The organism is Skermanella rosea (genome assembly GCF_016806835.2).
GTDB classification, from domain to species: domain Bacteria; phylum Pseudomonadota; class Alphaproteobacteria; order Azospirillales; family Azospirillaceae; genus Skermanella; species Skermanella rosea.
The window spans coordinates 2,213,108-2,239,542 of sequence record NZ_CP086111.1 but is presented as its reverse complement, the minus strand read 5'-3'; the positions used below and the strand labels follow the sequence as shown (position 1 = coordinate 2,239,542).

Annotated in this window: 22 protein-coding genes and 1 pseudogene; 18 read left to right on the top strand and 5 right to left on the bottom strand. The window is 68.9% G+C overall.

What is annotated here, in order from left to right; genetic code table 11:
- The first annotated feature begins 616 nt into the window (after nucleotides 1-616).
- The 12 genes and pseudogenes from JL101_RS10200 to JL101_RS10155 all read left to right on the top strand — a co-directional run bounded on the left by JL101_RS10200 (nucleotide 617) and on the right by JL101_RS10155 (nucleotide 12,658).
- Complete coding sequence (locus tag JL101_RS10200) at nucleotides 617-4,351, top strand: nitrate reductase subunit alpha (protein ID WP_203099071.1); 3,735 nt, start codon at nucleotides 617-619, stop codon at nucleotides 4,349-4,351.
- Between the two features lie 14 nt (nucleotides 4,352-4,365).
- Nucleotides 4,366-5,892 carry a nitrate reductase subunit beta gene (narH, locus tag JL101_RS10195; protein ID WP_203099072.1) on the top strand — a complete coding sequence of 509 codons (1,527 nt, stop codon included), beginning with the start codon at nucleotides 4,366-4,368 and terminating at the stop codon, nucleotides 5,890-5,892.
- Complete coding sequence (narJ, locus tag JL101_RS10190; protein ID WP_203099073.1) at nucleotides 5,892-6,593, top strand: nitrate reductase molybdenum cofactor assembly chaperone; 702 nt, start codon at nucleotides 5,892-5,894, stop codon at nucleotides 6,591-6,593. Before narH ends, narJ begins: the two co-directional genes overlap by 1 nt.
- Before the next feature lie 14 nt (nucleotides 6,594-6,607).
- Complete coding sequence (gene narI, locus JL101_RS10185) at nucleotides 6,608-7,285, top strand: respiratory nitrate reductase subunit gamma (RefSeq protein WP_203099074.1); 678 nt, start codon at nucleotides 6,608-6,610, stop codon at nucleotides 7,283-7,285.
- Nucleotides 7,286-7,300: 15 nt separating this feature from the next.
- Nucleotides 7,301-8,083 (top strand): peptidylprolyl isomerase, encoded by a 783-nt coding sequence (locus JL101_RS10180; protein WP_203099075.1) that lies wholly within the window; start codon nucleotides 7,301-7,303, stop codon nucleotides 8,081-8,083.
- A gap of 18 nt (nucleotides 8,084-8,101) precedes the next feature.
- Nucleotides 8,102-8,878 (top strand): carbonic anhydrase, encoded by a 777-nt coding sequence (locus JL101_RS10175; RefSeq protein ID WP_203099077.1) that lies wholly within the window; start codon nucleotides 8,102-8,104, stop codon nucleotides 8,876-8,878.
- A 5-nt stretch (nucleotides 8,879-8,883) separates the two neighbouring features.
- Nucleotides 8,884-10,143, top strand: a complete 1,260-nt coding sequence (locus tag JL101_RS10170) for a molybdopterin molybdotransferase MoeA (protein ID WP_203099079.1) — start codon at nucleotides 8,884-8,886, stop codon at nucleotides 10,141-10,143.
- A 35-nt stretch (nucleotides 10,144-10,178) separates the two neighbouring features.
- Nucleotides 10,179-10,889: a Crp/Fnr family transcriptional regulator gene (locus tag JL101_RS10165; protein ID WP_203099080.1), complete on the top strand. Its 711-nt coding sequence runs from the start codon at nucleotides 10,179-10,181 to the stop codon at nucleotides 10,887-10,889.
- A 218-nt stretch (nucleotides 10,890-11,107) separates the two neighbouring features.
- A complete protein-coding gene (gene mog, locus JL101_RS10160) occupies nucleotides 11,108-11,650 on the top strand; it encodes a molybdopterin adenylyltransferase (RefSeq protein ID WP_203099081.1) in 543 nt (180 codons plus the stop codon).
- A 96-nt stretch (nucleotides 11,651-11,746) separates the two neighbouring features.
- A pseudogene (locus JL101_RS36885) lies at nucleotides 11,747-11,854 on the top strand (FAD:protein FMN transferase); the annotation flags it as partial.
- 124 nt (nucleotides 11,855-11,978) lie between these two features.
- Entirely contained in the window at nucleotides 11,979-12,125 is a 147-nt protein-coding gene (locus JL101_RS36880) for a hypothetical protein (RefSeq protein ID WP_407697434.1), read from the top strand.
- Between the two features lie 116 nt (nucleotides 12,126-12,241).
- Nucleotides 12,242-12,658, top strand: coding sequence for a PIN domain-containing protein (locus tag JL101_RS10155; protein WP_203099110.1), 417 nt, complete (start codon nucleotides 12,242-12,244; stop codon nucleotides 12,656-12,658).
- 16 nt (nucleotides 12,659-12,674) lie between these two features.
- On the opposite strand, the gene JL101_RS10150 is transcribed toward JL101_RS10155, so the two are convergent.
- Entirely contained in the window at nucleotides 12,675-14,243 is a 1,569-nt protein-coding gene (locus JL101_RS10150; protein WP_203099083.1) for a sigma 54-interacting transcriptional regulator, read from the bottom strand.
- A 233-nt stretch (nucleotides 14,244-14,476) separates the two neighbouring features.
- Between JL101_RS10150 and alr the strand changes: the two genes are divergently transcribed.
- The 4 genes from alr (at nucleotide 14,477) to mgrA (ending at nucleotide 18,800) form a co-directional block, all read left to right on the top strand.
- Nucleotides 14,477-15,586: an alanine racemase gene (gene alr, locus JL101_RS10145; RefSeq protein ID WP_203099084.1), complete on the top strand. Its 1,110-nt coding sequence runs from the start codon at nucleotides 14,477-14,479 to the stop codon at nucleotides 15,584-15,586.
- A 33-nt stretch (nucleotides 15,587-15,619) separates the two neighbouring features.
- Complete coding sequence (locus JL101_RS10140; protein ID WP_203099086.1) at nucleotides 15,620-16,918, top strand: D-amino acid dehydrogenase; 1,299 nt, start codon at nucleotides 15,620-15,622, stop codon at nucleotides 16,916-16,918.
- Nucleotides 16,919-16,940: 22 nt separating this feature from the next.
- Nucleotides 16,941-17,696, top strand: a complete 756-nt coding sequence (locus tag JL101_RS10135) for a class I SAM-dependent methyltransferase (protein WP_203099087.1) — start codon at nucleotides 16,941-16,943, stop codon at nucleotides 17,694-17,696.
- 78 nt (nucleotides 17,697-17,774) lie between these two features.
- Nucleotides 17,775-18,800 carry an L-glyceraldehyde 3-phosphate reductase gene (gene mgrA, locus JL101_RS10130; protein ID WP_203099088.1) on the top strand — a complete coding sequence of 342 codons (1,026 nt, stop codon included), beginning with the start codon at nucleotides 17,775-17,777 and terminating at the stop codon, nucleotides 18,798-18,800.
- A 37-nt stretch (nucleotides 18,801-18,837) separates the two neighbouring features.
- Here mgrA and JL101_RS10125 read toward each other — a convergent pair whose 3' ends face one another.
- From JL101_RS10125 to JL101_RS10110, 4 genes are all read right to left on the bottom strand, one after another.
- Entirely contained in the window at nucleotides 18,838-19,809 is a 972-nt protein-coding gene (locus JL101_RS10125) for an ABC transporter permease (protein ID WP_203099089.1), read from the bottom strand.
- A 61-nt stretch (nucleotides 19,810-19,870) separates the two neighbouring features.
- Entirely contained in the window at nucleotides 19,871-21,382 is a 1,512-nt protein-coding gene (locus tag JL101_RS10120; RefSeq protein ID WP_203099090.1) for a sugar ABC transporter ATP-binding protein, read from the bottom strand.
- The gene (locus JL101_RS10115; RefSeq protein WP_203099091.1) at nucleotides 21,382-22,344 is read right to left on the bottom strand and encodes an ABC transporter substrate-binding protein; all 963 of its coding nucleotides are present in this window, start codon (nucleotides 22,342-22,344) and stop codon (nucleotides 21,382-21,384) included. The genes JL101_RS10120 and JL101_RS10115 overlap by 1 nt, the downstream gene beginning before the upstream one ends.
- A 122-nt stretch (nucleotides 22,345-22,466) precedes the next feature.
- The gene (locus JL101_RS10110; RefSeq protein WP_203099092.1) at nucleotides 22,467-24,302 is read right to left on the bottom strand and encodes an ABC transporter ATP-binding protein; all 1,836 of its coding nucleotides are present in this window, start codon (nucleotides 24,300-24,302) and stop codon (nucleotides 22,467-22,469) included.
- A 69-nt stretch (nucleotides 24,303-24,371) separates the two neighbouring features.
- On the opposite strand from JL101_RS10110, the gene JL101_RS10105 reads away from it, so the two are divergent.
- Complete coding sequence (locus JL101_RS10105; protein ID WP_203099093.1) at nucleotides 24,372-25,199, top strand: flagellin N-terminal helical domain-containing protein; 828 nt, start codon at nucleotides 24,372-24,374, stop codon at nucleotides 25,197-25,199.
- Nucleotides 25,200-25,540: 341 nt separating this feature from the next.
- The gene (locus tag JL101_RS10100) at nucleotides 25,541-26,434 is read left to right on the top strand and encodes an IS4 family transposase (RefSeq protein WP_228435390.1); all 894 of its coding nucleotides are present in this window, start codon (nucleotides 25,541-25,543) and stop codon (nucleotides 26,432-26,434) included.
- Nucleotide 26,435: the final 1 nt, after the last annotated feature.

Genomic DNA, 26,435 nt, shown 5'->3' with positions numbered 1-26,435 from the left:
GCTCCGCCGCGCGGCTCGATCCGCAGTTCCGTCTCGGGCGCTGACGCGGGAATGCGGTCATGTTCCTGCCGAAGTTTCGCCGAAGGGGTGCTGCGGTGCGACCTGAGACACGCGACCCTCATTTCGCAATACACCGGCCTGAACTGAACTAAAGCAACTTGGTTCATCGGATCGAGGAAATGTTCGAAGGCGGGGCGTGACCCTGTTGCTACTCGACATGCCCTTGCGGTCCGCCGCTTGCCGCCATTGCATGAGGATCCCATCGATCGCATTCCGATCGCCCAAGCTGGCACGGAAGGCGCAGCTCTCCTGATCGCCGACCACTTGGTTGCTCAGTAGCCGAGAGCGGTTTCAGGCCTTCTCCTAACCGCAGTCAGGTGAGCACTGAACGCGATCATTCGGTCGTGATCTCGTCCTTCACCCCTCACCGCTTGACAAATGCTAAGTCACCATTGAACAAAATGTAATAATGGCTACAGCAAAACGCCATTAATCTCAATTCATCCCGCCCATTTGATCCAAGTCAAGGCCGCATCACCAGTCCACTCCGAGTATCCACCCATCGAAAGCGGGGCGGTTCGACCGCCTGCCCGTGGTGAGGATCAAGGAGACCAGCGTGAGTCATTTTCTCGACCGCTTGGCATTCTTCAAAAGGAATGCCGGCACCTTCTCCAACGGTCATGGCGTGGTGACGACGGAAGACCGGACGTGGGAGAACGCCTACCGGGCGCGCTGGAGCCATGACAAGATCGTGCGGTCCACCCACGGGGTGAACTGCACCGGCTCCTGCTCGTGGAAGATCTACGTCAAGGGCGGCATCGTCACCTGGGAAACCCAGCAGACCGACTATCCCCGGACCCGCCCCGACCTGCCCAACCACGAGCCGCGCGGCTGCGCGCGGGGCGCCAGCTACAGCTGGTATCTCTACAGCGCCAACCGCCTGAAATACCCGATGGTGCGGTCGCGGCTGATCCGCCTGTGGCGGGAAGCGCGGCGCAGCTTCGGCCCGATCGAGGCCTGGGCCAGCATCGTCGAGGACAAGGAGAAGGCACGTGCCTACAAGGGCATCCGGGGACGCGGCGGAATGATCCGGGCGTCGTGGGACGAGGTCCAGGAGATCATCGCCGCCGCCAACGCCTACACCGTCAAGACCTACGGTCCCGACCGGGTCGCCGGGTTCTCGCCGATCCCGGCCATGTCCATGGTCAGCTACGCCGCCGGTACCCGCTACCTGTCGCTGATGGGCGGCACCTGCCTCAGCTTCTACGACTGGTACTGCGACCTGCCGCCGGCCAGCCCGCAGACCTGGGGCGAGCAGACCGACGTTCCGGAAAGCGCCGACTGGTACAACAGCACCTTCCTGATGCTGTGGGGATCGAACGTCCCGCAGACCCGCACGCCGGACGCGCACTTCTACACCGAGGTCCGCTATCGCGGCACCAAGAGCGTCGTCGTCGCCCCGGACTACAGCGAGGCCGCCAAGTTCGGCGACCTGTGGCTGGCGCCCAAGCAGGGCACGGACGCGGCGCTCGCCATGGCGATGGGCCACGTGATCCTGAAGGAATGGCACCTCGCCGGAAAGTCCCCGTATTTCGAGGATTACTGCCGCAAATATACCGACATGCCGATGCTGGTCCGGCTGAAGAAGCAGGGCGACGGCTATGTTCCCGAGCGTTTCCTCCGGGCCTCGGATCTGGACGGCGCGCTCGGCGAGACCAACAATCCGGAATGGAAGACCCTGGCGATCGACGAGACGACCGGCGACCTGACGGTGCCGCTCGGCTCGGTGGGATTCCGCTGGAACCAGCAGGGCAAGTGGAACCTGCAGGAGAAGTCCTCGTCGGGCCAGCCGACCCGGCTGGCGCTGTCGCTGATCGACCGCCGCGACGACGTGGCTCCGGTCGCCTTCCCCTATTTCGGCAACAGGAAGCACGACCATTTCACCGGCACCGACCATGACTCGGTGCTGATGCGGAACGTCCCGGTCCGCAAGCTCGCCCTGAAGGACGGCGAGGTGCCGGTTGCCAGCGTGTTCGACCTGTTCGTCGCCAACTACGGCATCGACCGGGGGCTCGGCGGCGGCAACGTGGCGGCATCGTTCGACGACGACGTGCCCTATACGCCGGCCTGGCAGGAGCGCATCACCGGCGTCGGCCGTGACAAGGTGATCACCGTCGCCCGCGAGTTCGCCGACAACGCCGACAAGACCCACGGAAAATCCATGGTGATCGTCGGCGCCGGGCTGAACCACTGGTACCACATGGACATGATCTACCGCTCGATCATCAACATGCTGGTGATGTGCGGCTGCGTCGGGCAGTCGGGCGGCGGCTGGTCGCACTATGTCGGGCAGGAGAAGCTTCGGCCGCAGACCGGCTGGACGCCGCTGGCCTTCGCGCTGGACTGGGGCCGCCCGCCCCGGCACATGAACGCCACCAGCTACTGGTACGCCCATACGGACCAGTGGCGCTACGAGAAGCTGACGGTCGACGACATCCTGTCCCCCACCGCCGAGCCCGGCGATTGGACCGGCAGCATGATCGACTACAATGTCCGGGCCGAGCGGATGGGCTGGCTGCCCAGTTCGCCGCAGCTCCAGACCAACCCGCTGGAGGTCGCCAAGTCCGCCAGGGCGGACGGGGCCGAGGCCAAGGATTACGTCGCCAAGGCGCTCGCCAAGGGCTCGCTGAAGATGTCGTGCGAGGACCCGGACAATCCGAAGAACTTCCCGCGCAACCTGTTCGTCTGGCGGTCCAACCTGCTGGGTTCGTCCGGCAAGGGCCACGAGTATTTCCTGAAGCACCTGCTGGGCGCCCAGAACGCCGTGATGGCGGAGGAGACCGACGTCCGCCCGGCGGAGGTCGCCTGGAGCGACAAGGCGCCGGAGGGCAAGCTGGATCTGCTGGTGACCATCGACTTCCGCATGTCCACCACCTGCATGTATTCGGACATCGTCCTGCCGACCGCGACCTGGTACGAGAAGAACGACCTGAACACCTCCGACATGCATCCCTTCATCCACCCGCTGTCGGCGGCGGTGGACCCGGCCTGGGAAGCGCGCAGCGACTGGGACATCTTCAAGGGGATCGCGGCCAAGTTCTCGGAGATCGTGCCCGGCTACCTGGGCGTCGAGAACGACGTGGTGCTGCTGCCGCTCCAGCATGACAGCGCGCAGGAACTGGGCCAGCCGGTCGACGTCAAGGACTGGAAGCGCGGCGAGTGCGAGCCCGTACCCGGCAGGACCATGCCCGGCGTGGCGGTGGTCGAGCGCGACTATCCCAACCTGTACAAGCGCTTCACCGCGGTCGGCCCCTTGATGGAAAGCCTGGGCAACGGCGGCAAGGGCATGGCCTGGAAGACCGGCGACGAGATCGACTTCCTGAAGGAGCTGAACGGCGTCGTCATCGAGGAGGGCCAGACCCAGGGCATGGCCCGGATCGACACCGCGATCGACGCGGCGGAGGTGATCCTGGCGCTCGCGCCGGAGACCAACGGCCATGTGGCGGTCAAGGCGTGGGAGAGCCTGTCCAAGGCGACGGGCCTGGACCACGCCCACTTGGCGCTGACCCGGGAGGACGACAAGATCCGCTTCCGCGACGTGCAGGCCCAGCCGCGCAAGATCATCTCCTCGCCGACCTGGTCGGGCATCGAGTCCGAGAAGGTCAGCTACACCGCCGGCTGGACCAACGTCCACGAGCTGATCCCCTGGCGCACCCTGACGGGGCGGCAGCAGCTCTACCAGGATCATTCCTGGATGCGGGCCTTCGGCGAGCAGCTCTGCGTCTACAAGCCGCCGATCGACACCGGCACGGTCAGGTCGGTGATCGACGCGCACCCCAACGGCAACGACCAAGTGGTGCTGAACTTCATCACGCCGCACCAGAAATGGGGCATCCACTCGACCTACAGCGACAATCTGCTGATGCTGACGCTCAACCGCGGCGGCCCCGTGGTCTGGATCTCCGAGGAGGACGCGAGGCGGGTCGGCATCCAGGACAACGACTGGGTCGAAGCCTACAACGCCAACGGCGCGCTGACCGCCCGCGCGGTGGTGAGCCAGCGCATCCCGGCCGGCGCCTGCTTCATGTACCACGCCCAGGAGAAGATCGTGAACGTGCCGGGCAGCGAAGTCACCGGCCAGCGCGGCGGCATCCACAATTCCGTGACGCGGGTGGTGACCAAGCCGACCCACATGATCGGCGGCTACGCCCAGCAGAGCTACGGTTTCAACTATTACGGAACGGTCGGTGCCAACCGGGACGAGTTCGTCATCGTCCGGCGCATGGACAAGGTGGACTGGCTCGAAGGGCCGGCCTCCCCCGCCAGCACCGCCGCCGAAGCCGCCGAGTAAGGAGCTATCCGATCATGAAAATCCGCGCACAGATCGCCATGGTCCTGAACCTGGACAAATGCATCGGTTGCCACACCTGCTCGGTGACCTGCAAGAACGTCTGGACCAGCCGCGAAGGCGTCGAATACGCCTGGTTCAACAATGTCGAGACCAAGCCCGGCGTCGGGTTCCCGAAGGACTGGGAGAACCAGGACAAGTGGCAGGGCGGCTGGCGGCGCAAGCCCAACGGCAAGATCGAGCCGCGCATAGGCGGCAAGTTCCGCCTGCTGGCCCAGATCTTCGCCAACCCCAACCTGCCGCAGATCGACGACTACTACGAGCCGTTCACCTTCGACTACCAGCACCTCCAGCAGGCGGGCGAGAGCCGGACCATGCCCACCGCGCGCCCCCGCTCGCTGGTCAGCGGCGAGCGCATGGAGAAGATCGAGTGGGGGCCGAACTGGGAGGAGATCCTGGGCGGCGAGTTCTCCAAGCGGTCGGCCGACAAGAACTTCGACGGGGTCCAGAAACGGATCTACGGCGAGTTCGAGAACACCTTCATGATGTACCTGCCGCGCCTGTGCGAGCATTGCCTGAACCCGGCCTGCGTCGCGGCCTGCCCGTCCGGCTCCATCTACAAGCGGGAGGAGGACGGCATCGTCCTGATCGACCAGGACAAGTGCCGCGGCTGGCGGATGTGCGTCAGCGCCTGCCCGTACAAGAAGATCTATTACAACTGGCAATCGGGCAAGGCGGAGAAGTGCACCTTCTGCTATCCGCGCCTCGAGGTCGGCCAGCCGACCGTCTGCTCGGAAACCTGCGTCGGCCGGATCCGCTACCTGGGCGTCATGCTGTACGACGCCGACCGGATCGAGGAGGCGGCGTCGGCCTTCTCCGAGCAGGACCTGTACGAGGCCCAGCTCAAGATCTTCCTCGACCCCAAGGACCCCGACGTGATCCGGCAGGCCCGCGCCGACGGCGTGCCGGAAGCCTGGCTCGACGCGGCCCGGAACTCGCCGGTCTACAGGATGGCGATCGACTGGAAGATCGCCTTCCCGCTGCATCCCGAGTACCGGACGCTGCCCATGGTCTGGTACGTGCCGCCGCTGTCGCCGATTCAGGGTGCGGCGGAGCGCGGGCATGTCGGCTTCAAGGACGACCTGCCGGACGTGGAAAGCCTGCGCATCCCGGTCAAGTACCTCGCCAACCTGCTGACGGCGGGCCGGGAGGAGCCGGTGGTGACGGCGCTGAACCGCATGTTCGCCATGCGGATCTACCAGCGCGGCCGGCATGTGGACGGCAAGCTGAACAAGGACGTGCTGCGCAAGGTCGGGCTGACCGCGAACCAGATCGAGGAGATGTACCGAATCCTCGCCATCGCGAACTACGAGGACCGGTTCGTGATCCCCACCACCCACCGGGAATATGCCGAGAACGCCTTCGACCTGCGCGGCTCGTGCGGCTTCAGCTTCGGGAACGGGTGCGGCCACGGCGAGAGCGAGGTTTCGCTGTTCGGCGGCAACAAGGCGCGGGGCAAGGCTCCCGGCAAGGAGACGGTGTGATGTCGAACCCGAGGTATCCGGAGCTCAAGCCCTTGAGCTTCAAGGCGCTCGGCGCGCTGATCGACTATCCGCAGGCGGAGACGGTCGAGGCGCTGGACGCGATCGAGGCGGTTCTCGCCAACGACGAGATCCTGCCGCGCGGGGTCCGCTTCGACCTCGCCGCCCTGATCGAGACACTGCGCCGGGGCGACCTGATCGACCTGCAGGAGGAATGGCTGGCGCTGTTCGACCGCAGCCGCGCCCTGTCGCTGCACCTCTACCAGCATGTCCATGGCGAGTCCCGCGACCGCGGCCAAGCCATGGTGAGCCTCGGCCAGCTCTACGCCGCCCACGGGCTGGAGCTGACCGCGTCGGAGCTGCCCGACTACCTGCCGGTGCTGTGCGAGTTCCTGGCCTGCGTGCCGGCCGAGGTCAGCCTGCCGATCCTGGCCGACGCCGCCCACATCCTGGAGGCGGTCCGGACCAGGCTGGAGCGGAAGGAAAGCCCCTATGCCGCCGTGTTCGCCGGGCTCCGCGCGCTGGCCCCGGCCGAGGTCGACCCGGCGAAACTGGCCGGAGTGATCGAGGCCGACAGGATCGAGGACGCGAAGGACCTGTCCGCCCTGGACGAGGAATGGGAGGAGAAGCCCGTCACCTTCGGCCCCGGCGACGCCGCCTGTCCCAAGTTGCGCCATCCACCCGTCCGCCCCGCCGCCGCCTGACCGGAGAGACCGTCATGAGCCACCTGAACCAACTGCTGTTCGGCTATTATCCGTACATCGCCCTGACCGTCTTCCTGCTGGGCAGCCTGGTCCGCTTCGACCGCGAGCAGTACACCTGGCGCAGCGGATCCAGCCAGATGCTCCGCAAGGAGCGCATGGTGCTGGCGAGCAACCTGTTCCATGTCGGCATCCTGGGACTGCTGGTCGGCCATACCGTGGGGCTTCTGACGCCGATCGCGGTGTTCGACGCCTTCGGCATCGGCCACGGCGCCAAGCAGGTGCTGGCGATCGTCGCCGGCGGCGTGTTCGGTCTGATGTGCTTCGCCGGGCTGACGATACTGGTCCGCCGCCGGCTGACCGACCCGCGCATCCGCAACACCAGCAGCCGCATGGACATCGCGATCCTGCTGATGCTCTACGCCCAGCTCATCCTGGGCCTGATCACCATCCCCTTCTCGATCGCCCATGCGGACGGCGAGACCATGGTGAAGTTCATGGAGTGGGCGCAGCACATCGTCACCTTCCGGCCCGGGGCGGCCGAGCTGATCGCCGACGTGCCGGCCGTCTTCAAGCTGCACTTGGTCCTGGGCCTGACCATCTTCCTGGTCTTCCCGTTCTCCCGCCTCGTCCATGTCTGGAGCGTGCCGTTCGCCTATGTCGGCCGGCAGTACCAGATCGTCCGCACCCGCTGAGGGGGAGGGATCCCGATGCCCGACACCATTATGCCTCCTTCCGAGATCCGCGTGAACGGCGTGGCGATCACCGGCCCGGAGATCGACCGCGAGGTCCAGTACCACCCCAGCGAGACCCTGGCCGAGGCCCGCGCCGCCGCCGCCCACGCCCTGGCGGTGCGGGAGCTGCTTCGGCAGGCCTGCGCCGCCCGGGGCATCCCGCTGGACGACGAGGAAGCCGCGGTCGAGGCCCTGCTGCGGGCGGAGGTCGCGGTGCCGGAGCCGGACGACGCGGTCTGCCGCCGCTACCACGCGCGGAACCCGGCCCGGTTCCGCAGCGCCGACCTGTTCGCGGTGCGCCATGTCCTGCTGCCCGCGGCCCCCTCCGACGCGGCGGCGCGGGAGGCTGCGAAGCGGAAGGCTCTGGCCCTGATCGCGGAACTGGCCGACCATCCCGGCCGCTTCGCCGACCTGGCGCGGGAGCATTCCGCCTGCCCGTCCGCCGCGCAGGGCGGCAGCCTGGGGCAGGTCGAGCGCGGCCAGACCGTGCCGGAGTTCGAGACCTTCATGGTGGCGCTGGAACCCGGACAGCTCTGCCCGGTGCCGGTGGCGACGCCCTACGGCTATCATGTCCTGCATCTGGAGCACAGGATCGACGGCGAGGACCTGCCCTACGAGGCGGTCAGGGACGCGATCCACGGCTTCCTGCGCGACAGCGCGTGGCGGCAGGCGGTCCACCAGTATCTCCAGATCCTGGCGGGCAAGGCCCGGATCGAGGGAATCGACCTGGGCGGCGCCGAAACGCCGCTGGTCCAGTAGGGCGGGAGGAGGCGCGCCATGCCCCATCCCCTGCAACGGCTGCTCGACGGGTTCGAGGAATTCCGCGGCAGCGCCCTTGGCGACGATGCCGCCCTGTACGGCCGGCTGGTCAACGAGGGCCAATCGCCCGAGGTGCTGGTCGTCGGCTGCTCGGACAGCAGGGTCGATCCCGCGATCCTGACCCATTGCCGGCCGGGCGACCTGTTCGTGGTCCGCAACGTGGCGGCCCTGGTGCCGCCCTGCGAGATCGACGGCCGCCACCACGGCACCAGCGCCGCCATCGAGTTCGGCGTCTGCGGGCTGGGCGTCCGCCACGTCGTCGTGCTGGGCCACGCCATGTGCGGCGGCATCCGGGCGCTCGCCGCCCATCCCCGCGGCTGCGGCTGCGGCGGAGGTGCCACCTTCCTGGACGCCTGGGTCGAGATCGCCGGGACCGCCCGGCAGGAAGTCTTCCGGCGGCTCTCCGACGCCCCGCCGGAGGTGCGCCGGCGCGTGCTGGAACAGGCGGCGGTCGTCAAGTCGCTGGGCAACCTGATGACCTATCCCTGGGTCCGGGAGCGGGTCGTCGCCGGAAGGCTGGCCCTCCACGGCTGGTACTTCGACCTGGGGGCCGCCGAACTGCACGCCTATGACGGCGTGGAGCGGCGGTTCCTGCCGGTGCGCGGCGAGGCCCGCCCGCTGGGCGAGACGGAAACCGCCTGCGAGCACGGCTGCGCCTGCCGGACCGCGTTCGACGTCGCCACCTTCGTGAGCCGCATGGCCGAGACCCTGCCCCGAGTACCCGTGGAGGCCTGAATCCCATGCCCGATACACATTTCCCCCTCCCCCTCCCCGCCCCCTGCTGCGGCGGCGATCACCGGCTCCTGCCCGTCGCCTCCCTGGGGGCGCTTCTGGACCGGGTCGAGATCCCCGGGGCCGGCGCCGAGACGGTCGGCCTGGGCGACGCCGTCGGCCGCGTGCTGGCCGAAGACATCGTCGCGACGGGAGACCTGCCGAGCCGGGACTGCTCCGCCATGGACGGCTACGCCGTGGCGTTCGACGGCCTGGAACCCGGCCGGCCGTCCACCCTTCCCGTCGTCGGGCGGGTCGCCGCGGGCCACCCGCTGGACCGCCCCGTCCGGCGGGGCGAGGCCGTCCGGATCTTCACCGGCGCGGCATTGCCCGACGGGTGCGACACCGTGGTGATGCAGGAACACTGCGCCGCGGCGGAAGGGTTCGTCACGCTGCCGCCGGCCGTGGCCCGGAACGCCAACCGGCGCCGGCGCGGCGAGGACGTCTCCGCCGGGACGCTTTGCCTGGCGCGCGGCGCCGTGCTGCGACCCCAGGACATCGGCATGGCCGCGGCGCTGGGACACGCGGCGCTGCGGGTCCGGGCCCCCGTCCGGGTCGCCGTGTTCTCGACCGGCGACGAGCTGTGCGAGCCCGGCGAACCGCTGGGCGACGGACGGATCCACGACATCAACCGCTATACCCTGACGGCCATGCTGAAGCGGCTGGGCTGCGCGGTGACCGACCTGGGCATCGTGCGCGACGACCGCCGGAGCGTCGTCGGAACGCTGGCCGAGGCGGCCTGCGGGCACGACCTGATCGTGACATCAGGCGGCATGTCGGTCGGCGAAGAGGACCACGTCAAGGCCGCCGTGGGCGAGCTGGGCTCGCTGGGGTTCTGGCGCCTCGCCGTCAAGCCGGGCAAGCCGGTGGCGGTCGGGCATGTCGGCGCGGTCCCGTTCGTGGGCCTGCCGGGCAACCCGGTCGCGGTGATGGTGACCTTCGCCCTGGTGGCCCGGCCGCTGATCCGCCGGATCGCCGGCGCGGCCGCCGCCGAACCGCGGCGCTGGCAGGTCGCGGCCGATTTCGCCCACGACAAGCCGGCCGGCCGGCGCGACTATCTGCGCGGCCGGCTGCTGGACGGCGGCCGGGTCGCGAAGTTTCGCCACGACGGCTCGCATGTCATCTCCTCCATGGTGGAGGCCGACGGGCTGATCGAGCTGCGGGACGGAACCACCCGGATCGAGCCGGGCGACAGGGTCGACTTCCTGCCATTCGCCGAACTGCTATAGTCGGCGGGGCCAGCCCGAAGGAGCACGCGACCGCCATGCCCGCCCAACTCGCCGACCTGTCACCCCGCGACTCCGCGCTGCTGCGCAACCTTCCGCTGTTCCAGCAGCTCGCCGAGCCGGTGCTGGCATCCCTGCTGGCGACCGCCACGGTGCGGACGATCGAGCGGGGAACCGACCTGTTCGTGCAGGGCGATCCGGCCGACCGGTTCTACATCGTGCTGGAAGGCTGGGTGAAGCTGTACCGGATCAACCGCGACGGGGCGGAGGCCGTGGTCACCATGGTCAACGCGGGCGAGAGTTTCGCCGAGGCCGCCATGTTCGCCCAGGGCAACTTCCCCGTCTGCGCCCAGGCCGTCACCGACGTGCGCGCGCTGTCGATCACGTCCCAGGCCTTCGCCCGCTGCGTCCAGGCCGACGTGCGGACCGCCTTCGCGATGCTCGGGTCGCTGTCGATGCGGCTGCGCACGCTGGTCCAGCAGATCGAGCAGCTCCAGGTCCAATCCGCCCCGCAGCGGGTCGGCGGCTTCCTGCTGAAGCTGTGCCCGGCCGGCGCCGGCAACGCCTCCTTCATGCTGCCGCTCGAAAAATCGCTGGTCGCGCGCCGGCTCGGCATCCAGCCGGAAACCTTCTCCCGCGCGCTCGCCAAGCTGCGGCCGATCGGCGTCGAAGTGCAGGGCGCCGTGGTGTCGGTTTCCGACATCGACGCCCTTCGGGAGTTCTGCCAGGAAGACCCGGCGGAGGAATGACGGCACGTGAAAGCACGCGTCCATGCCGGCGGCGGCGTCGCTCCGGACCGGATGACCGAAGTCAAGTAACGGTCGCTTGCCCCGTGGTCGAATGGCCGCCGTATCGAACGGTCCAGCAGGAAAAACACTCCATGACTTCACTCGACGACACGTCCCGGATCATCAGCATCGACCGCAAGGGCCGGGCGACCTGCGGCGGATGCAGCGGCGGCTGAACCATGACAGCAACCCCCATCTCCATCCCCATCGGCATCCTCACCGTGTCGGACCGTGCCAGCCGGGGCGTCTACGAGGATCTGGGCGGCCCCGCGATCGAGCGGGAGCTGGCGCGCCTGCTGGTCACGCCCTGGCGCGCGGTCAGGCGTCTCGTCCCCGACGAGCGGCCAGAGATCGAGGGCAGGCTCGTCGAGCTGTGCGATGTCGAGGGCTGCTCCCTGGTGGTCACCACCGGGGGCACCGGCCCCGCCCCGCGCGACGTGACCCCGGAGGCGACGGAGGCGGTCTGCCAGCGGATGATGCCCGGCTTCGGGGAGCTGATGCGGGCCGTCAGCCTGCGGGTCGTGCCGACCGCGATCCTGTCGCGGCAGACCGCCGGCATCCGGGGGCGCAGCCTGATCGTCAACCTGCCGGGCAAGCCCTCGGCCATCGCCGATTGCCTGGAAGCGGTGTTTCCGGCCGTCCCCTACTGCATCGACCTGATCGGCGGCCCCCGCCTGGAAACCGATCCGGCGGTCTGCAAGGCCTTCCGCCCGAAAGCCTGACCGCGGCATGGACTCAGCCGCAGGAGATGTGGCGGTAGATCGCGGGGAGCGCGGACATTCGCGGTCGCGGCTGCCGAATCCCTGGTCGATCACCGCATGCTGGACATCCGGGAGGACGGGATCCGGTTCACCCGGACCGCCATGGAAATCACCTTGAACGGGATCGCCCAGGGCTACGTCACCGACCGGATCGCCGACCGGCTGCGCGCCGAAGGCATGACCAGCGTCCTGGTGGACATGGGGGAAGTGAAGGCTTTGGACCGCATCCCGATGGCCGGCGCTGGGTCGTGGGCTTGCCCGACGGCGAAGCGGACGAGGCGCCGATCGGGTGTTCTCGGCGACCGTGATCGCCGACGACGCGACGACTGCGGACGCGCTGTCGACGGCGCTGACCGCAACTTCCTTGGAGCATGCGCTGCGCCTAATAGGCAAAGTGACCGGCGCCACGGCAAGGGTCAGGCCGGCAGAGGGTTGACGATCTTGGAACTGAATCGCGCGGGGGTCCCCGGCTGTAGAACTTTTCGGCACCCGACCAGTCGGCCGCCTCGCGCCACGGAGCGAACTGTTCGCCCTCCGAATCTGATAGCGTCCTTGGAGCTGTTCGCGGACCGGATCCTGTCGTTCGACACCAGGGCGGCACGACGCTATGCCGATCTGGCCGTCAGGGCACACACTGCCGGAAAGGGCTTTCAGATCCCCGATCGCTATATCGCCGCGATCGTCGCCGCGCATGATTTCACCGTGGCGTCCCGCGACACCAGCGCGTTCACCGCCGCTGACGGAGACGGCAAGCTGCTGGTGATCCGGGGGCCCCTGCTGCCGCTGATCGCCCTGCCCTTCACCGCCTTCGGCTACTACGCCGTCATCCCGCTGCTGGGGGTCTCCCTGCACCACATGCCGGCCCGGTTCGGGCCGCTGACGGTCGCCTACGATACCATCATCGTCGGCGCGCTGGTCCTGGTCGGCGTCGGGCTGTCCTGCTGGGTCCTGCCGCGCCGAACGCCGTGAGGAGCATCGGCGCCCCCTATCCCCGCCCCTGCGGAATCCCGTACTTCCGAAGCTTGTTCGCCACCATCGTGTGCGACGTCTTCAGCCGCGCCGCCAGCTTGCGGCTGGAGGGGAAGCGCGGGAACAGGCGGTCCAGCAGCGCGCGCTCGAACTCGGCGACCGCCTCCTCCCAGCTCCCGGCGTCCCCTTCGCCCGCCCCGTCGCCGCCCCGCCCCGGCTCCGCCGCCATGCGCGAGGTGGCGATCTCCAGGTCGGGCGCGTCCAGCCAAGGGCCGTCGGTCATGGTCACCGCCCGGAAGATCACGCTTTCCAGCTGCCGCACGTTGCCGCGCCACGGGTTCGCCAGCAGCGCGGCGGCGGCGCCCGCGGTCAGCCGGCAGGGTCGGCGCTGGACCTGGGCGCAGGCGCGCAGGATGAAGTGGCGGGCCAGCAGCAGGATGTCGTCGCCGCGCTCCCGCAGCGGCGGGACCTGGAGCGCCAGCACGTTCAGGCGGTAATACAGGTCCTCGCGGAAGCCGCCCTCCGCCACCATCTGGTCCAGCTTGCGGTGGGTGGCGCTGATGATCCGCACGTCCACCTTCATCTCGTGGTCGCCGCCGACCCGGCGGAAGCTGCCGTCGTTCAGGAACCGCAGCAGCTTGGCCTGGAGATAGGGCGACAGCTCGCCGACCTCGTCGAGGAACACGGTGCCCTGGTGCGCCAGCTCCAGCAGCCCCGGCTTGCCGCCGCGCTGCGCCCCGGTGAAGGAGCCCGGCGCATAGCCGAACAGCTCGCTCTCGGCCAGGTTCTCCGGCAATGCCGCGCAGTTCAGCGCCAGGAAGGTCCTGCCCATCCGGCTGCTGGCCCGGTGGCAGGCATGGGCGATCAGCTCCTTGCCGGTCCCCGTCTCGCCCAGGATCAGCAGCGGCGCCTCGACCGCGGCAAGGCGCGCGGCCCGGGCCTTCAGCCCCGTCATCGCGGGGGAGTCGCCCAGGATCGCGTCGAAGCCGCCCTCGTCGAAGTTCCGCAAGGCCTGGAGCCGCTCGCCGATCCGGCTCGGCGCGTGCAGCGTCAGCACGCCGCCAGCCACCCGGGACGGCTGGTCGGCGATCGGGCGGACATCGACCTGGAACGGCTGCCCGCGCAGCATCACCTCCCGCGCGGGCACCTGGAACCCGTTGGCGATCATCTCGCGCTGGAAATCCCCGTCGCCGGTCAGCTCCGCGATCCGCTTGCCGGCCAGCGCCTTGCCGGACAGGGCCGCCTCGCCCACGATGTCGTCGGCGGCGGCGTTGGCCAGGATCACCGTCCCCTCGGCATCGACCGCCAGCACCGGGTCGGGCATCGCCGCCAGCACCGCCGCCAGGTGCAGGCGGCGGCGCACGCCCGGCAGCATGTCCACCGGGGCCACGCCCTCGACGCCCGCGACCTCCAGCAGCGCCTGCCGCAGCCCGTCCAGCGCCTCGCCGGCCAGCTCTGGCGCGTCGATGAAGATGTCGGGCGGATCGACCTCCACCGCGACGACGTTCAGCCGCCGGGCGGCGAGGACTGCCAGCACCTCGTGGGCGATGCCGACGCGGTCGGTGAAGCTGATGGCGATGCGCACGCCGGGACACTCCGTACAAGATCGCTTACAGTGTAACGAATCCGATACGGACTTCCCATACCCTTGCATCCCAGGGACAATCGCGCCGGAAGCCCGCCCCATGCCGCCCGCCGTAAACATCCGCGTACAGCCCGGCACCCGCCGGAACCGCCCGCCCCGCCGGTCATCGGCATTTTCCCGCTTGGCACGGCGATTGCTGAATACATCTCTACCGAAACCGGAGAAGGCTCCCCATGCTGGACACCCGTGAAGCAAGCGCAGGCGCCGTGCTGACCGTCGATCTCGACGCGATCCGCGCGAATTACCGTCTGCTCCGCGACCGGCTGGGCGGCACCGCCTGCGCCGGCGTCGTCAAGGCCGACGCCTACGGGCTGGGAGCCTCCCGGGTGGCGCCGGCCCTGGCCGCCGAAGGGTGCCGGCACTTCTTCGTAGCCCACCTTGACGAGGCGATAGCGCTTCGGCCCCACCTTCCCGACGATGCCGACCTGTTCGTCCTGCACGGCGTGATGCCGGGGGTGGAGGCCGACTGCGTCGCCCACCGCGTCATCCCCGTGCTCAACAGCCTGCCCCAGATCGACGCCTGGACCGGCCTGTCCCGGTCCCTCGGCCGCCGGCTGCCGGCGATCCTCCAGGTCGATACCGGCATGTCGCGGCTGGGCCTGTCGGCGCCGGAGATGGAGCTTCTGGCCGCCGACCCGGCCCGGCTCGACGGGATCGACCTGCGCTTCGTGATGAGCCATCTGGCCTGCGCCGAGCAGCAGACCCACGGGATGAACGCCGAACAGCTCGCCCGCTTCCGCGAGGCCCGGGCGCGGCTGCCCGCCGCGCCGGGCTGCTTCGCCAATTCCTCCGGCATCTTCCTCGGCCCGGACTATCATTTCGACCTGGCCCGGCCCGGCGCGGCACTCTACGGCGTCGCGCCGGTCGCCGGGGCGCCCAACCCGATGCGCGGCGTGGTCCGCCTCCAGGGGCGGGTGATCCAGGTGCGCGACGTCGAGGCCGGCGCCCGCGTCGGTTACGGCGGCACCTGGACCGCGCCGGGCCCCGCCCGCATCGCGACCGTCTCCGTCGGCTATGCCGACGGCTACCTGCGCAGCCTGGGCAACCGGGGTGCGGCGTGGCGCGGCGGCGCCCGCCTGCCGGTCGTCGGCGTGGTCTCCATGGATACCGTCACGCTCGACGTCTCCGCCCTCGGCGACCAGACCCTCGCCCCCGGAAGCATGGTCGACCTGATCGGGGAGCACAATCCGGTGGACGCCGTGGCCGAGGCCGCCGGCACCATCGGCTACGAGATCCTGACCAGCCTCGGCGGCCGGTATTTCCGCCACTATCTCGGCGGCTGAGCCCGCCCCCCTCTCTCCCAAGGAGACCGTCTCGTGAAGGTACTGGTTCTCGGCAGCGGCGTCATCGGCGTCACCTCGGCCTATTTCCTCGCCAAGGCCGGCCACGAGGTCACCGTGGTCGACCGCCAGCCCGCGGCGGGGCTGGAGACCAGCTACGGCAACGCGGGCGAGGTCTCCCCCGGCTACTCCTCCCCCTGGGCGGCGCCGGGATTGCCGTTCAAGGCGGTCAAGTGGCTGTTCATGAAGAACAGGCCGCTGGTGATCTGGCCGAAGATGGACCCGGCCCAGTGGGCCTGGGGCCTGTCCCTGCTGCGCAACTGCACGGCGGAACGGTACGAGATCAACAAGGCCCGGATGGTCCGCATCGCCGAATACAGCCGCGACACGCTCCGCGACCTCCGCGCCGAGGCCGGCATCCGCTATGACGAGCGCACCAAGGGCACCCTCCAGCTCTTCCGCAAGCAGGAGCAGCTCGACGCCACCGGCGCCGACATCGCGATCCTGAAGCGGTTCGGCGTGCCGTTCGAGCTGCTCGACCGCGACGGCTGCATCGCGGCGGAGCCGGCGCTGGCCCGGGTGCGCGAGAAGTTCGCCGGCGGCCTGCGCCTGACCGGGGACGAGACCGGCGACTGCTTCAAGTTCACCCAGGCGCTGGCCGAGCGCGCCCGGGACCTGGGCGTCACCTTCAGGTACGGCGTCGGCATCCGGAGTCTGGCCGGCGACGGCCGCCGGATCACCGGCGTGGTCACCGACCAGGGCGAGCTGACGGCCGACCGCTACGTGGTGGCCCTGGGCAGCTACTCGCCCCTGCTGCTGAAGCCGCTCGGCATCCGCATCCCGGTCTACCCGGTCAAAGGCTACTCGCTCACCGTGCCGATCACCGACCCGGCCGGCGCCCCGGAATCCACCGTGATGGACGAGACCTACAAGGTCGCCGTCACCCGCCTCGGCGACCGCATCCGAGTCGGCGGCACGGCCGAGCTGGCCGGCTACGACCTCACCCTCCGCCCGTCGCGCCGGGGGCCGCTGGACCATGTGGTGACCGACCTGTTCCCGCGCGGCGGCGACGTGTCGCGGGCCGAGTACTGGACCGGCCTCCGCCCCATGACTCCGGACGGCCCGCCGATCATCGGCCCGACGCCGCTTGCCAACCTGTACCTCAACACCGGCCACGGCACCCTGGGCTGGACCATGGCGGCCGGCTCCGGCCGCGTGCTGGCCGACATGGTCTCGGGACGCACCGCCGACATCGACCTGGAAGGGATGACGATCGGGCGTTACGGTGTCGCGACCGGCGGCACCCTCGCCCAGGCCAAGGGGGCGCACGCCTGACACGACCTCAAAGGGAGGACACATGGGCGGCTTCAAGGATCACTTCTCCGGCCATGCCGCCCTCTACGCGGACTGCCGCCCCAGCTACCCGCCGGCGCTGGCCCAGGCGCTGGCCTCGGCCGCCCCGGCGCGGCGGCTCGCCCTCGACAGCGGCTGCGGGTCCGGGCAGCTCTCGGTCCTGCTCGGCGCCGAGTTCGACCGGGTCGAGGCGACCGACGCCAGCGCGGAGCAGATCGCCCAGGCCACGCCCCATCCCCGCGTCGCCTACCGGGTGGCCAGGGCGGAGGCGAGCGGGATTCCCGATGGGAGCTGCGACCTCGCCGTGGCGGCCCAGGCCGCCCACTGGTTCGACCTGCCCGCCTACTGGGCGGAGGTCGGCCGGGTGCTCAGGCCCGGCGGGCTCGCAGCATTGGTCGGCTACGGGCTGCTGCGGATCGACCCCGCCCTGGACGCCGTGGTGGACGGGTTCTACGGCGACGGCACTGGGGGCATCGGCCGCTTCTGGCCGCCCGAGCGGAAGCTGGTGGACACCGGCTACCGGGACCTCGATTTCCCCTTCCGCGAAGCGCCGCCACCCCGGATCGACATGACCGCGCAGTGGGACCGGCCGAAATTCATCGGCTACATCGGCACCTGGTCCGCGGTCAAGGCGGCGGAGAAGCGGGGCCTCGACCCCCTGCCCGGCTTCGCCGAGGCGGTCGCCCGGCTGTGGCCCGACGCCGGCGAGGTCCGGCAGGTCCGTTGGCCGCTGCTGCTGCGCATCGGCTATTCCGCCTGAGCATGGGCGGCAACCGGCGGGCGGTGCGTTGCGTTAAGCCTCTTTCACGACGGTGTTTCGACAGGAAGAGAGCTTTTCATGCCTTATGATGCCGCCGCCGACCGTTACGGACGGCTCTCCTACCGCCGGTGTGGCCGCAGCGGGCTCGACCTGCCGGCGATCTCGCTCGGCCTGTGGCAGAATTTCGGGGGCAAGGACGTCTTCGAGACCGGCCGCGCCGTCCTGCGCCGGGCCTTCGACCGGGGCGTCACCCATTTCGACCTGGCCAACAACTACGGCCCGCCGCCCGGTTCCGCCGAGGAGAATTTCGGCCGCTGGATGGCGTCCGACTTCCGCCCCTACCGCGACGAGCTGGTGATCTCGACCAAGGCCGGCTACGAGATGTGGCCCGGCCCCTACGGCAATTTCGGCTCCCGCAAGTACCTGACCGCCAGCCTGGACCAGAGCCTGAAGCGCATGGGCCTGGACTATGTCGACATCTTCTACTCGCACCGGGTCGACCCGAACACACCGCTGGAAGAGACCATGGGCGCGCTCGCCCAGGCGGTGCGCCAGGGCAAGGCGCTCTATGTCGGCATCTCCTCCTACTCGCCGGAGATGACCCGCAAGGCGGCCGACCTCCTGAAGTCCATGGGCACCCCCTGCCTGATCCACCAGCCCTCCTACTCCATGCTGAACCGCTGGATCGAGGACGGCCTGCTCGACACGCTGGAGGAACTGGGCATCGGCTGCATCGCCTTCTCGGCGCTGGCCCAGGGCATGCTGACCTCCAAGTACCTGGAGGGCATCCCGGAAGGCTCCCGCGCCACCCGCGGCGGCTCCCTCAAGGAGGGCTTCCTGTCGGAGGACAATATCCAGCGCATCCGCCAGCTCAACGAGATCGCCCGGCGGCGCGGCCAGTCGCTGGCCCAGATGTCCCTGCTCTGGGTGCTGCGCGATCCCCGCGTAACCTCGGCCCTGATCGGCGCCCGCACCGTCGAGCAGCTCGACGACAGCCTGGACGCCCTGGACGGCTCGCCCCTGACGCCCGAGGAGCTGGCCGAGATCGACCGCTTCGCCACGGACGGCGGCATCGACCTCTGGCGCGCTTCCTCGTCGCGCTGATCCCGGGAGGGGGCGGCGTCACGCCGCCCCTGTCCGCTCACCGCCTCTTCCGCCGGCGCAGCTGGTCGAAGAAGACGATGGCGATGATCAGGAAGCCGGTGATGATCCGCTGCCAGAACGGGTTCACGTTCAGCAGGTTGGCGCCGTTGTTGATGGTCGTCAGCAGCATCGAGCCGAGCAGCGGCCCGGTGATGCTGCCGACCGCGCCGAACAGGCTGGTCCCGCCGATCACCGACGATGCGATCGACTGGAGCTCCCAGCCCTCGCCGGTGGTCGCCACGCCGATCGCGATCCGGCTGGCGGTCAGCACCCCGGCCAGGCAGGCCAGCGTGGCCGACAGGATGTAGGCCAGGTAGATCGTCCGGGCGATGTGGACGCCGCTCAGCCGGGCGGCCTCCGCGTTGCTCCCGACCGCGTAGATGTAGCGGCCCCAGCGGCTGTGGTGCAGCAGGACGTAGCTGGGTATCGCGATCAGGATCACGACCCAGAACAGCGACGGGACGCCCAGCAGCTCCAGCCGGGAGAAGCCGGTGAACGCCGGCGGGAAGCCGCTGATGGTGGCGCCGTTGGTCATCAGCAGCCCGATGCCCCGGAACGCGGTCAGCGTCGCCAGCGTCATGATGAAGGGCGGCAGCCCCAGCTTCAGGATGCCGAAGGCGTGGAAGCAGCCGATCACCGGCCCCAGCAGAAGCGTCAGCGTCACCGCCAGCCAGATCGGCACGTCGGCCTTCAGCAGCAGCGCCACCACCGTGCTCGACAGCCCGACCACCGCGCCGACCGACAGGTCGATCCCGCCGGTGATGATCACGAAGGTCTGCCCGATCGCGATGATCGCCCACAGCGACGCCTGGCGCAGCAGGTTGACGATGTTGTTGGTGGTCATGAAGCTGTCGGTCGTGACGCTCAGCACCAGCCACATCAGCAGCAGCAGGCCCAGCAGCGTCAGGTTCAGCAGGAAGCCGAACCGGAGCCCCCGCCGGGGCTTGGTCGCAATTGCCATATCAGCCATGGTCGTCAGCCATTTCAGGCGGTTCCCCCGATGGTTTCTCGTTCCGCTTCAGGTCCCGCCCTCAGGTCCCTATGGCCTCGGCGAGGATGGATTCATGGTCGGTGCCGCGATGGCCGAAGCTGGCCGTCAGCCGCCCCTTGCGGAAGACGTGCAGGGTGTCGGCCAGGTCGTGGACCTCCGGCAGGTAGGAGGAGATCAGGATGATCCCGGCGCCGTTCCTCAGCAGCGCCGCCATCAGCTTGTAGATCTCCGCCTTGGTGCCGACATCGACGCCGACGGTCGGCTCGTCGAAGATGAAGAGGTCGGCGCCATGGTTCAGCCACTTGCCGATCACGATCTTCTGCTGGTTGCCGCCCGACAGGGTCAGGGCATCGACGCTCCGCGACGCGGCGACGATCCGCAGGTCCCGCATCTGCTTCTCCGCCCGGGCGCGTTCCTCGCCGGGCTGGATGAAGCCCGCGACGCTGATCCTGTGGAATACCGGCAGGTTCAGGTTGAAGCCCACCGGCAGGTTCAGGCACAGCCCCTGGTCCCGGCGGCTTTCCGGCAGCAGCACGAGCCCGCTGCCGATCGCGTCCGCCTCCCGCCGGAAATCGACCGCCCGCCCCCTCAGCCGCACCTCCCCCGCCGTCTTGTGCGTCCGGCCGAACAGGCACTGCACGAACTCGCTCCGCCCCGCCCCGATCAGGCCGTACAGCCCGACGATCTCGCCGCGCCGGACCGTCAGGGAGACCTCCTGGAAGCCCGGGCCGCTCAGGCCGCGCACCTCCAGCAGGGTCTCGCCCAGGGGGATCTCCTCCTTGTGGTGGACCTCGTCCAGCGGCCGGTTCACCATCTCCCGGATCAGGTCGCGCTCGTTGGTCTCGGCCACCACATGCGTCCCGATCAGCTGCCCGTCGCGCAGCACGGAGACGCGGTCGGCGATCTGGAAGATCTCCTCCATGCGGTGGCTGATATAGATGATCGTGACGCCCTCCGCGTGCAGCCGCCGGATCAGGGCGAAAAGCTGGTCGGTCTCCGCCCGGGTCAGGTAGCCGGTCGGCTCGTCGAACACCAGGAAGCGGGTGCCCCGGCTGGCCGCCCGCGCGGTCGCAACAAGCTGCTGCTGCCCGATGGTCAGGTCGCTCAGCATGGCGTCGGCCGGCAGGTGGAAGCCCAGCCCGTCCAGGATCTCCTGCGCGCGTCGGTTCATCTCCCGCTTGCGCAGCAGCCCGAACCGGGTGGTCTCGTCGCCCAGGAAGATGTTGGCCGCGACCGTCAGGTGCGGGCACAGCACCACCTCCTGGTGGACCGCGTTGATGCCGAGCGCCAGCGCGTCCTGCGGGCCGGCGAACTCGACCTCCCGTCCCTGCCACAGGATGCTGCCGGAGGTCTTGGGATAAACCCCCGTCAGCAGCTTGATCAGCGTCGATTTCCCGGCCCCGTTCTCGCCGACGATCGCGTGGACCTCGCCGGGCAGGAAGCCGAGGCTGACCGCCTTCAGCGCATGGGTCCCGGCGAAGCGCTTGTCGAGCCTGCGCAGTTCCAGCGTCGGGACGGCTGCCGCGCCCGCGGCAACCGGCGCCGCCGTCATCACTCGACCTTCGGGTTCAGCAGCTCCTGGGACCGGGGGTCGTTCATGTTGGCCTTGGTGATCACGTTGACGCCGGTGTCCACCTCGGCCGGCACCGCCTCGCCCTTCGACGCCGCCAGGGCGGTCTTCACCCCGTCATAGCCCATGCGGTACGGGTCCTGGACCACCAGGGCAGCGATCACGCCCTCCTTCAGGAAGCTGACCAGCCGCTCGTCGTTGTCGAAGCCGATCAGCTTGATCTTGTCGCCCAGATTATTCTCCGCGATGGCCTGCCCCGCGCCCTGCGCCATGATCAGGTTGCTGGCGAAGACGCCCCGCAGGTTCGGGTTGGCGGTGATCAGGTCGGTCATGATGTTCAGGCCGGTGGTCGGCTGCCCGTCGGCGACCCGGTCGGCGGTCAGCTTCAGCTTGGGATACTTAGCGGCCAACTGCTCCTTGAAGCCCTTGGCCCGCTGGTCGAGCGAGCCGACGCCCGGCAGCGACGTGATCAGCGCCACCTCGCCCTCCGGGCTGCCGTACTGCTCGGTGATCGCCGCCGCCAGCGCGTCGGCCGCGGCGCGCCCGCCCTGGACGTTGTCGGTGGTCAGGAACGAGGTGAAGGCCTTGCTGTCCGCGGCACTGTCGATGCCGATGATCTTGACCTGCTGCGCCGCCTCGGTGATCGCCGGACCCAGGGCCGCGAACTGGGTCGGGGAGATCACGATCGCCGCCGGGTTGCTCGACACGGCGTTCTCCAGGATGCCGATCTGGCCGTTGATGTCGGCCTCCGACTGGGCGCCCAGCTCCTGGACGGTGACGCCCAGGTCCATGCCGGCCTGCCGGGCGCCGGCCAGGACGATCTGCCAGTAGAAGGACGTGGTATCCTTGACGATGATCGGGATCGTCGGCTTCTGCGCCTGCGCCGGAGTGTGCGAGAAGGCGAGCGCCAGCGCGAGGCCGGTGGCGGCCAGGAACTTCCTCATGTGCTTCCTCCCAGTGGATGCCGGCCCTTGTGGGCCTTTCCGGATGCCGTTCGTGCGGACCGTTCTATTTTGTTAGAGAACCAATCAAACCACCGCTCCCGCCGCCCCGTCAAGACGCCCCTTCACTCCGCCGGCAGCCCCAGGAAGCCGCCGGACTGGCGCTCCCACAGGCGGGCGTAGAGGCCGCCGCGCCGGACCAGCTCGCGGTGGCTGCCTTCCTCCACGATCCGCCCGCCGTCCATCACCACCAGCCGGTCCAGCGCCGCGATCGTGGACAGGCGATGCGCGATGGCGATCACGGTCTTGCCTTCCATCAGGGTCTTAAGCTGCCCCTGGATCGCGGCCTCGACCTCCGAATCCAGGGCGGAGGTCGCCTCGTCCAGCACCAGGATGGGCGCGTCCTTCAGGATCACGCGGGCGATGGCGATCCGCTGGCGCTGCCCGCCCGACAGCTTGACGCCGCGCTCGCCGACCAGCACGTCGTAGCCGCCGCGCCCGCGCTGGTCGCTCAACCCGTCGATGAACCCGTCCGCCTCCGCCAGCCGCGCCGCCCGGACCATGTCCTCCCGGGTGGCGTCCGGCCGGCCGTAGCGGATATTGTCGGCGATCGAGCGGTGCAGCAGCCCCGTGTCCTGGCTCACCACGCCGATATGGGCCCGCAGGCTGGACTGGGTCACCGTCGAGATGTCCGTGCCGTCGATCAGGATGCGGCCGCCCTCCAGGTCGTAGAATCGCAGCAGCAGGTTCACCAGCGTGGATTTCCCGGCGCCCGACCGTCCGACCAGCCCGACCTTCTCGCCCGGACGGATGTCGAGCGACAGGTTCTCGATCACGCCGCCCTCCTTGCCGTAGTGGAAGCGCACGTTCTCGAACCGGATCGCCCCGCGCGTCACCGTCAGGTCGGGCGCCCTCGGCCGGTCAGTCACACCGTGGGGTTTGGAGATCGTCTCGATGCCGTTCTCGATGGTGCCGATATTCTCGAACAACGTCGTGACGGTGCGCAGGATCCAGCCCGACATCTGGGTCAGGCGGATGATCAGCCCGGTCGCCACCGCGATCGCCCCGGCGGAGATCGACCCCGCCAGCCAGAGATGGATCGCCAGCGCCGTCATGGCGAACAGCAGCAGGCTGTTCAGCACCGTCAGGGCCACCGTCATGTCGAAGATCGCGCGCATCACCACGCGGTAGGCCGAGAGCTGCCGCACCAGCCCGCTCCGGACGAACTCGTCCTCCCGCTCGGCGTGGGCGAACAGCTTGACCGACAGGATGTTGGTGTAGCTGTCCACCACCCGGCCGGACAGCGCCGAGGTCGCCTCCGACAGGGCTTCCGACTTGCGGCGGACCGGCGGCACCATGACCCAGATGACGGCGGAATAGCCGGTCATCCAGGCCAGCACCGGGATCAGCAGCCGCCAGTCCAGCGCCGCGAACAGCGCTATCGCGCCGACCAGGAACGTGACCAGGAACCAGACGCCGTCGATCACGTTGACGACCGCCTCGCGCAGCGCCGGCCCGGTCTGCATGACCTTCTGCGCGACCCGCCCGGCGAAATCGTTCTGGAAGAAGGTCAGGCTCTGCCGAAGCACCCAGCGGTAGTTCCGCCACCGGACCCGGCTGGTCAGCGCCGGGATCAGCGTCAGGTTGATCAGCCCTCGCGACGCCAGCACCAGCACCGGACGGATCACGACCGCGACCAGCGCCATCCCCGCCAGCGACCAGCCGTGGACCTGAAGGAACTCCTCCCGCGGGGTGGTCGCCATCCAGTCCACCAGCCAGCCCAGGAAGGCGTAGAGCGCCAGCTCGGAGAAGGACGCGAGTCCCGCCACCGCCAGGGTGACGGCCAGCAATCCGCCGATCGGCTTCAGGAAGTAGCTGATGAACGCGCCGGGACGTTGCGGCGGCTGGACGATGTCGGCCGGCGCCAGGGCGTCGAGCAGATTTTCAAAGTATGCGTGCATAGGTGTCCAGGTTGGAAGCCGATTGACTTATCCGCAATAAAGAGGTAATTTCGATGCCGAGGTGACGGCATGATCAGTTCACTCAACACCAACACCGGTTCCTATTCTTCGATCCGCAGCTTCGGCGCGGCGGAGAGTGCCGTGCAGGCGTCGCAGAAGCGGATCGCCTCCGGGCGCAAGGTCGCGGATGCCTATGACAACGGCGCCGCCTTCAGCGTCGCCGAGGGATTGCGCGGCGACACGGCCGCGCTGGGCGCCGCGAACGAGCGTCTTGCCGTCGGCAAGGGCATGATCGACGTCGCGGTCAAGGCCGGGCAGTTCATCTCCTCGTCCCTCCAGGATGCCAGGGCCACGCTGATCAAACTGTCCGACCCGTCCCTCAGCGCGGACGACCGCGCGAACTATCAGGCCCAGTTCAAAAATCAGGTCGGCGACATCGGCGCTTTCGTCAAGGACGCCAAGTACAACGGCGTCAACCTGCTCGACCAGGGCGCGCAGAACCAGAACATCGTCTCCAACGGCAGCGGCGGCTCCGTCTCGGTCAGGGCGCAGGACCTCCAGACCTCTCTCGTGAACGTGCTGTCCAGCGCCGACGTCTCCACCGCCGGCGCCGCCGCCTCCCTGCTCCAGCCCGGCGGCCAATTCGCCCAGGCCGAAAACACCCTCGGCTCCGCCCTGAACACCTTGTCGGCCGACGCCAAGAGCGTCAACAACTCCATCAAGTCCAACAACTCGATCATCGACGCCACCAACACCGGGCTGGGCGAGATCGTGGACGCCGACCTGGCCAAGGAAGCCGCCGCCCTGTCGGCCGCCCAGGCCAAGCAGCAGCTTTCCGGCCAGTCCCTGTCGATCGCCAACCAGGCCCCCCAGGCCCTGCTCGGCCTGTTCCAGTAATCCGCACCGGCACCATCATTATGGCCTGTCCTCGTAGGCCGGCCTAAAGATCGCTGACACCAACGCGCCGGCCGTCCGCGACCGCAGCGCCCGCCCTACAAAAACCAAAAGATCCGGGCAGAGGCTCCCCCTCTCATCATGACCGCTAATCTATCAACAGATCTTTTTAGGTGCGGCAGGTTGACTCGGGTTTGTCGCTGTAGTTGCGTAGTTTGGCGAGGATGTGATTCTGTTCGTGACGTTCTCAGGCGGAGGGCGTCACGAATGGACATTCAGGTTGATATCGTCGGCCGTTTCAACGATGAACGGCTGAAAAAAGGGGGCGGCAACTGCTGCAAAGGATGGTCGAGCGCTCGACCGTCCGCATTCGGCGTTTGTCGAACGACCGGATCGAAGAGGCTCGCTTCGGGCGTTGGCTGAACAATGCCAAGGTAAGACTGGTGGAAATGGAATGCACGATCGGCGAGCAGATGCGGGCGCGCGTCGTCGGCCTGCATGTTCTGGCCATCCAGGACACCAGCGAATTGAACTATCAGGCCCATGCCGGACGAACGCGGGGCCTGGGCACCGTGGGCAATGGCCGGGACGCCGGGCTGTTCGTCCATCCGGTGCTGGCGGTCGAGGCCGAAAGCGGAGCTTGTCTGGGACTTGTCGGAGCGCAGGTCTACGCCCGTCATGAAACCGCGGCCAAGCACCGTCGGGCTCTGCCGATCGAGAGCAAGGAATCGATGCGCTGGCTGGAGGGCGCGCAGACAGCCAAGCACTATCTCGATACGGCCCGGCACGTCACGGTCGTCGCCGACCGCGAAAGCGACATCTACGAGGAATGGGAGCGGCTGCCGGAAGCGGGTTTCGATCTTCTGACGCGGGCCTGCCGCGACAGGGCGCTGGCCGGAGGCGGCTACTTATACGCCTGGAGCGACGCGCTGGCGGTGGCGGAGCGCTTCACGCTGGACCTTCCCGAACGCCCCGGCAAGCGCTCGGCCCGCACGGCGACCCTGGAACTGCGCTACGGCGCGGTCGCGGTGAAACGGCCCAGGAACGGGACACACCCCGGCGCCGCACCGGCGCTCGCCCTTCGAATGGTCGATGTTCGCGAAGTGGACGCCCCCGCCGGAGAAGACCCGGTACATTGGCGGCTGCTGACGACACATCAGGTCGAGGACACCGCAAAAGCCTTGGAAATCGTGCTTTGGTACCGGCGGCGCTGGACCATCGAGATCGACCAGACATGAT

What these genes read in the sequence shown, in the direction of transcription:
- narJ (WP_203099073.1), top strand. Translation starts at nt 5,892, where the DNA reads ATGTCGAACCCGAGGTATCCGGAGCTCAAGCCCTTGAGCTTCAAGGCG.
- mgrA (WP_203099088.1), top strand. Translation starts at nt 17,775, where the DNA reads ATGCCTTATGATGCCGCCGCCGACCGTTACGGACGGCTCTCCTACCGC.
- JL101_RS10100 (WP_228435390.1), top strand. Translation starts at nt 25,541, where the DNA reads ATGGTCGAGCGCTCGACCGTCCGCATTCGGCGTTTGTCGAACGACCGG.
- alr (WP_203099084.1), top strand. Translation starts at nt 14,477, where the DNA reads ATGCTGGACACCCGTGAAGCAAGCGCAGGCGCCGTGCTGACCGTCGAT.
- JL101_RS10105 (WP_203099093.1), top strand. Translation starts at nt 24,372, where the DNA reads ATGATCAGTTCACTCAACACCAACACCGGTTCCTATTCTTCGATCCGC.
- JL101_RS10170 (WP_203099079.1), top strand. Translation starts at nt 8,884, where the DNA reads ATGCCCGATACACATTTCCCCCTCCCCCTCCCCGCCCCCTGCTGCGGC.
- JL101_RS10175 (WP_203099077.1), top strand. Translation starts at nt 8,102, where the DNA reads ATGCCCCATCCCCTGCAACGGCTGCTCGACGGGTTCGAGGAATTCCGC.
- mog (WP_203099081.1), top strand. Translation starts at nt 11,108, where the DNA reads ATGACAGCAACCCCCATCTCCATCCCCATCGGCATCCTCACCGTGTCG.
- JL101_RS10125 (WP_203099089.1), bottom strand. Translation starts at nt 19,809, where the DNA reads ATGGCTGATATGGCAATTGCGACCAAGCCCCGGCGGGGGCTCCGGTTC.
- JL101_RS10165 (WP_203099080.1), top strand. Translation starts at nt 10,179, where the DNA reads ATGCCCGCCCAACTCGCCGACCTGTCACCCCGCGACTCCGCGCTGCTG.
- narI (WP_203099074.1), top strand. Translation starts at nt 6,608, where the DNA reads ATGAGCCACCTGAACCAACTGCTGTTCGGCTATTATCCGTACATCGCC.
- JL101_RS10135 (WP_203099087.1), top strand. Translation starts at nt 16,941, where the DNA reads ATGGGCGGCTTCAAGGATCACTTCTCCGGCCATGCCGCCCTCTACGCG.
- JL101_RS10115 (WP_203099091.1), bottom strand. Translation starts at nt 22,344, where the DNA reads ATGAGGAAGTTCCTGGCCGCCACCGGCCTCGCGCTGGCGCTCGCCTTC.
- narH (WP_203099072.1), top strand. Translation starts at nt 4,366, where the DNA reads ATGAAAATCCGCGCACAGATCGCCATGGTCCTGAACCTGGACAAATGC.
- JL101_RS10110 (WP_203099092.1), bottom strand. Translation starts at nt 24,302, where the DNA reads ATGCACGCATACTTTGAAAATCTGCTCGACGCCCTGGCGCCGGCCGAC.
- JL101_RS10180 (WP_203099075.1), top strand. Translation starts at nt 7,301, where the DNA reads ATGCCCGACACCATTATGCCTCCTTCCGAGATCCGCGTGAACGGCGTG.
- JL101_RS10120 (WP_203099090.1), bottom strand. Translation starts at nt 21,382, where the DNA reads ATGACGGCGGCGCCGGTTGCCGCGGGCGCGGCAGCCGTCCCGACGCTG.